General features: G+C 60.6%; 5 protein-coding genes. 4 read left to right on the forward strand and 1 reads right to left on the reverse strand.

Annotated elements, in window-relative coordinates; genetic code table 11:
• The first annotated feature begins 367 nt into the window (after nucleotides 1-367).
• Nucleotides 368-865: a DUF4145 domain-containing protein gene (locus JMJ55_RS31730; RefSeq protein WP_202828363.1), complete on the forward strand. Its 498-nt coding sequence runs from the start codon at nucleotides 368-370 to the stop codon at nucleotides 863-865.
• Nucleotides 866-3,157: 2,292 nt separating this feature from the next.
• Here the strand turns inward: JMJ55_RS31730 and JMJ55_RS25140 are convergent.
• Nucleotides 3,158-3,631: a hypothetical protein gene (locus tag JMJ55_RS25140; protein ID WP_202828364.1), complete on the reverse strand. Its 474-nt coding sequence runs from the start codon at nucleotides 3,629-3,631 to the stop codon at nucleotides 3,158-3,160.
• Between the two features lie 233 nt (nucleotides 3,632-3,864).
• On the opposite strand from JMJ55_RS25140, the gene JMJ55_RS25145 reads away from it, so the two are divergent.
• The 3 genes from JMJ55_RS25145 (at nucleotide 3,865) to JMJ55_RS25155 (ending at nucleotide 5,732) form a co-directional block, all read left to right on the forward strand.
• Nucleotides 3,865-4,446: a recombinase family protein gene (locus JMJ55_RS25145; protein WP_202828365.1), complete on the forward strand. Its 582-nt coding sequence runs from the start codon at nucleotides 3,865-3,867 to the stop codon at nucleotides 4,444-4,446.
• Between the two features lie 97 nt (nucleotides 4,447-4,543).
• Nucleotides 4,544-4,888, forward strand: coding sequence for a hypothetical protein (locus JMJ55_RS25150; RefSeq protein WP_202828366.1), 345 nt, complete (start codon nucleotides 4,544-4,546; stop codon nucleotides 4,886-4,888).
• A gap of 472 nt (nucleotides 4,889-5,360) precedes the next feature.
• Entirely contained in the window at nucleotides 5,361-5,732 is a 372-nt protein-coding gene (locus JMJ55_RS25155; protein WP_202828367.1) for a hypothetical protein, read from the forward strand.
• Nucleotides 5,733-6,000: the final 268 nt, after the last annotated feature.

Raw genomic sequence — 6,000 nt, forward strand, 5'->3', positions numbered from 1 at the left:
AGCCAAATCAATATCTTAGCAAGCGTCCTGGTATTTGCTTTGTAGCACCTATCCGTAGCAATGCAACCGCAGACGCAAGGAAGCGGTGAACCACGTTTGGTGATGGTGCTGAGTCCGGAAGCAATTTGAGCAGGCGCCCTCCGTCACGGTCTCCGAGTTTCCAATCTCGGGTGGTTCTAGCAGCAGTTTGAATCTATCTTTGGCTATGGCTAAGACCTCCACTCACCTCGACTTCGACCGATGCCCTTTTTGCGGCATAGCCCGTCCGTCAATGATGCGAGCAGGCAATCCGTGGCTGACAAGGGATGGCCTCTCCAACCACGTATACGGCTGGGCGGCTTACGCCTGTGGTCGTTGTGGTGGAAGCGTGATCGCTCGCACGCCCAAGCGCCAAGCAGATCATTCCGTAGTCCTTCTTAGAGAAATAGAAGTCGGGGCGGCGTCGATTGAGCACGTATATCCCGACCAACAACGCTTCGATGATGAAATACCGGAGCGCGCGCGAAATTATCTAACCCAGGCGCGAGACTCTCTTCATGCGCCAGATGGATCTGTAATGTTGGCCGCCTCGTCGGTAGATGCAATGCTCAAGTCGATAGGACTGACAGCGGGAAGTTTATACTCTAGGATCGAACGAGCGAAGACCGAGGGTCGTATTACTCCTGACATGGCCGACTGGGCACACCAAGTCCGTCTTGATGCCAACGACCCCAGGCATGCGGACTTAAACGACCCGCATCATACGCAGGCGTCGGCGCGTCTAGCTTTGGACTTTGCCACCGCTTTTGCAGAGATTCTTTTCGTATTGCCTGCGCGGGTCACTCGTGGACGTAACGCGGCTGCCGGGATCATTTCAACTAACTAGCGGCGGTTAGCCTCGCAGCGTTGGCCGAAGACTGCGAGTAGTCTGCTCACCCGATCAGCAGGTCATAGAACTTGCCTATGGCTTCCTCGTAGGCCCCTTAGGCGGCCCCGCCCATCCCAGAGCAAGTGAACTCGCCGCGCCGGACGCCGCCATCTGGAGAGCGTAGCAGAGCCACTCCGCGGCAGCCGCCGGCCGATACGCTGCTCCCGGAAAGCGCCTCACGCAACGCCAGCAATGGCCCAACGCTTACGCTGCCATCAGTCCGGGCTTTCCAGCGCCCTTCATGCCGCCGCCTGCTGAGGGTCACCTCGACTGATCCAGAGATTGCCCTACGGGAAACCGTGCCAATCCCGCCAGGACCGTCTTTGGCTTGGACGGAAAGGCGATGGGAGCGGCCAGCTAGGAGCAGGGCGGCGACTAAAGCGGAAACGAAGCGCGTTTTGACGGCGGAGTTTCTGCCGAAAGCGCTTATGTTTTGGTCCAGTTGCCGAAATCGGGGTTACCAATGGTGTTGAAGCGTGGACGAAGTGCTCGGATTAGGCGCTTCTCAAATCGCTTCGCCTGTTCGTAGCTCAGGCCGTCCGCTACCTTTTGGACAATCTCATCCATCTTCCAGCCAGCAGCTCGAATGGTTCGCATTCGGGCACCGTGAGACCCTGAACGGCTAGAAAAATTAGTGCCTCGGGTCAGGCTGCCTGTCCTGCCAACGTAAAGCACCTAGCATGTGCCCGGGTCTCGATGGACGTACACGCAATGCTGCTTCTCTTTCCCGAGCAGTTCCCGGGCTTGGTCTCTATAGTCCCGGATAATCAGCCGCAGGGCGGCCGCGGAAAGCTCCGTCGCCTCGGCGTAAGGGTCTGTGGCCACGGTGCGTAAGAAACGCTCTAGCGCGACCCCGGGCATATCAAGGTGGGCGGAGGGAGCTTTATCCGTCATCGCGAACTCCCGCGGCGCGAAATGCGCCATTTATGGCCAGCGCCGTTGTTTCTATCCAATCATAAGGTCGTATCGCTTTCCCTCGCCGTCCTCGCAGACACCGTAACCCGCTCCGCTCATCCCTGAGTAGACGAACTCGCAGCGCAACGTGCCGCCGTCCGTAGACCGCAGGAGCGCCAAACCACTTGACCCTCCGGTCGAGATGACGGTCCCAGAGACCGCCCTTCGCCCTGCCAGCAACGTCCCGAAGCCCACGCTCCCTTCCGTGGCGGCAGTCCAGCGGCCCTCGTATCGCCGGCCGTTGAGGGACACCTCTATTGAACCGGACCCTGCCCCGCGGGAGGCCGTGCCGGTCCCGCCAGAGCCGTCGCGGGCCTGGATGGTGAGACGGTGGGAGCAGGCAGAGAGCAGCAGAGCGGTTGTCAGGACGACGACGAGGCGCACGGGATCCTCTACGGCAGACGCACTCCTACCGTAACATAACGCTCCCAGAAGGTAAGCGGCGCTCCTGACTGGCCGGTCCCCAGGATCAGCACGGACCCGCAGAAGGACCCAAAACTGCCCCGGCTTCCGCTGCGGCGCGAGAACACTCCCCCGGGGGTCGCGTTTCAAATCTCGCTGGTCCAACTGACAACCAACAACAAGGCTTTAGCGGAGTTGGCGAAGCCGTCTTTTTCGACCCCCTGGCACCCGTCTTCTCAATTCGGCTGTTGGTGGGTCGGGCTGGTTACCGTGGTTGCGGTGCTTCACCGGGGCGCGGATTGGCGAGCTTGCTCAGCTTCAGCGCGGCGACCAATGCAGCAAAATCGTGTTGGCTCAGTGCTCATAGGCAGCGAAGGCGTGCTGACCACGAGCGTTGTCAGCCCCCAGGATGCGTGGCGGCGCGGTAGGGGATGCCAGCGGCCCGAAGCTCGGCGCAGGGCAGCACGGGTCGGTCCACATTGGCGATGTCGGGGTTCATGCACCGGCCGCTCCCTGTCACCCATTGGCGGCAGCGCATTGCCTGATCCCAGTGTTCGCACCGCTGGAAGTTCGCGGTGGGAAGCTCAGTGCCTGGCACCGTCGTCCGCTCGGCGGGCGTGGCGCAGGCGGCAAGCGCCAGGAAGAGAATAAGGGTGAGAGCGCGCATAGGCGTCCTGCTTGTTTCGAAGGACTTACGTAATCTTGTCGGTATCGCAAGGTCCAGCCAGTTCCTGGACCGCTCCACTGTCCCACCGTTCTCGTTAGGGCTTGCCTCATGCGAACGCTGAGGAAATATACTGGCAGTCAACGTAGTGGCGCTCACCACGCAGAATTAACGCCAGTAATTCCTCAACACTGCGGCGCCGACCTTACCGCATGCGGTAACTTACCTGATCAGCGTCCAGAACGCGCCGCCGCCAAGTCAGCTTCTTGCTTGCATTTTAAACAAATCGATGGTCTCGCGTCTTTTTCAGGCACAAATTTGACCACCTCTCCGGCAGAGTTTCTGCGATATATTTGAACGAAATCTGTGGGCAAGAAATCGTCTTGCGTGTGATACAAATAAAGTGATCTCAATGAGTTTGTATACCAAGCCGTGCCTCCGAATTTAAAAACGTGATTACGCATATCTGTAGTCGGAGGTCCGCTACCATCTATGTAAGTAATGTGATTACATTGTTCCTTTTTTCTTATTCTTTCAACCTCTGCTTTGACCTTGCCATCTACATACTCTTTCAACTCCATTGTCAAAGTAACCGCCAGCGCCGGTATCGCGGCGCCGCCTTTCAAAGCAGCACCCCCGAGCTTGCCGCCGTAGTCGGCGATTTGCTTGATTCCTTTCATAACCTCGAACCCAGTGAGCGGCATTGCGTCCTCCAACGGCTATGTTTGATAGCAATTGCGTGACTCAGGTCGGCGTCCAACTCACCGTAAATTACCGATTAAACTGGATTCAAGGTAAGACGCTTCATCCTGATTTCACACGAGCTTGGCTTAGTGATCGTATCGCCCGGGCTACTGAAAGTGGATCACTAGGGTTGCACTTCAGATTTTGATCCGTTACGGTCCTGGAGTTCTAGACCCTAGTGATCGGACGGATCATGCTGATCGGATACGCGAGGACCTCCACAGCGGAGCAGGAAGCCGGCCTTGAGGCGCAGACGCGCGACCTCGCGGCCGTTGGGTGCGAGCGCATCTTCGCGGAGCAGGTGTCCTCGGTCGGCCCGCGCGCCCAGTTCGACGACGCGCACGCCTTTGCTCGGTCGGGCGATACGCTGGTCGTTACCAAGCCTGACCGGCTAGCGCGCTCGGTCGCCGATATGCTCGCCATCATAAGCCGTCTGGAGGCCAAGGGCGTTGCCCTGCGCGTCCTGTCCATGGGCGGCGCGGAGGTCGACACACGGACCCCGACCGGGCGTCTCATGCTGACCATGCTGGGCGCCGTCGCGGAGTTCGAGCGAGCGCTCATGCTGGAGCGTCAGCGCGAGGGCATCGCGGCGGCCAAGGCAGCCGGGAAGTATGCCGGCCGGGCGCCTACAGCCCGCGCCAAGGCCGCCCAGGTGCTTGCGCTCCACGGCCAAGGAGTGAGTGGCGCGGAGATCGCACGGCGCCTCGGGATCGGTGTCGCGTCGGTCTTTCGAATCCTCAGAGACGACCGAACCGCAAGCCAAGATGCCGCCTGACGATCCTCAGTGTCTCGAAATGCCGTCGATTCTTCGCGAAACCGTGAGAAGCCGTTAGCCTGCGATTTCAACCACAGGTTATATGGAAGCTCCGGCCATGGTCGCTGAGACGCCGTTCGCGCCCGGAATAGGTCCCTTCGTTTTCACTCGGGCAGAGCGCGCCGAGGCCGCCGCGTTCTGTGCCGCTCTGGGCACGGACTGGGGCGCGGAGGCGGTCGTGGCAGACGATGGAGCCGTAGGGCCTGGGGCTGACTACCCGGGACAGCGCAGACTCCCAGCATGGCAATTGACGTGGACCGTCGCGGGGATCGCGTTGTTCTCCTCGGCGACCTTTGAGACGGTCGGCGTATTCCCGTCGCTTCGTATGGCCCTTGCTGCGGTCGCCAAGCTCGAATGCGGGGCCGTCGAAGCGAACGACAACGCGACGTTCGCTTGGGATTAGGCGGTCAGGAAAATCCCGCTCCTATCATCACCAACCGCGCCGCCCAGCCGGCCTGAGGGGCGCGCCCAGACGTAATGCGACCAGCGGAGGACGCTACCGCGGACAGCCATCTCTCTGCCACTAGGAGCCATCGCCACGGCTTCCCAGACCTCGCCGGGAAGCCCCTAGCGGCACCCCGCCTGGCAGCCTCCAGCGCACGTCTGGACGGTCTACTGGGGCGGTCAAATCGGTGCCTAGAGGCCCGAGGGGAGTCGACGCCGATGGGAGGGTTTCGTTCCTCTCCCGCCCTGCCGATACGTCGCCCCGCCCGTTCTGCGTCGCCTCCAAGACCGCCGCCATGAGCCGCCCCGAGGCGGTCTATGTCTTCCTCGACGACTGGCAGGCAACGGCTTCTTAACGGCGGGGATCTCCAAGCTTCCAGGCAGGCAGTCCCTGATGATATTGGATCGACCCGATAACAAAGGGATATGCCATGCCTCGCCTGGCTCTGCTTCTGCTGCTCGCCCCGCTGGGCGCCTGCTCAAGCCCGCCATCAACACCGATGTCCGAGACCGAAAAGCATTACATCGTCGCCTGCATGAATCTGGACTACGACGCCTGCAAGATCTCCTCGTCCTTCGCCCAACTGGCCCGGACGCGCCAAGACCAGGCGGCAGCCCAGCAATCCGTTGAAGCCGCCCCGTCGCCGGGAATGATGCAGCCCATGCTCTATCCTGGCCCGATGGGCATCGTTCAGCAACCCCAATATATCTACACGCCCCCGCCCGTCCTGCCCTTGACTGGCACAGGCGGGAACCAGGTGCGCTGTATTACGACAGGGCTCTATACCAACTGCCGGTATTAGGAGGTGCTATCTGCTAATCCGCGGCAGCTCCTCGCATACCGGCAGTGGGACAGGCTCCAGGTCGAGCTTCCGGCGCTGGCACAGCGACGGTCTCGTAGCCTAGAGAGCAGCCCTTCGAAGGCAATACTCCACCCTGCGTTTTTGAGGACACTCAAACGGTTCGAATCCTAAGTTCGCTTGGGGCGTCGCTAAGAGTCCATCCGGGATCATGTGGTGTTCTGACACAGCCTTCGGAGCATACGGCGAACGGAGGCCCACCGGAGGAAGG

This window comes from Belnapia mucosa (genome assembly GCF_016775475.1).
GTDB lineage: Bacteria > Pseudomonadota > Alphaproteobacteria > Acetobacterales > Acetobacteraceae > Belnapia > Belnapia mucosa.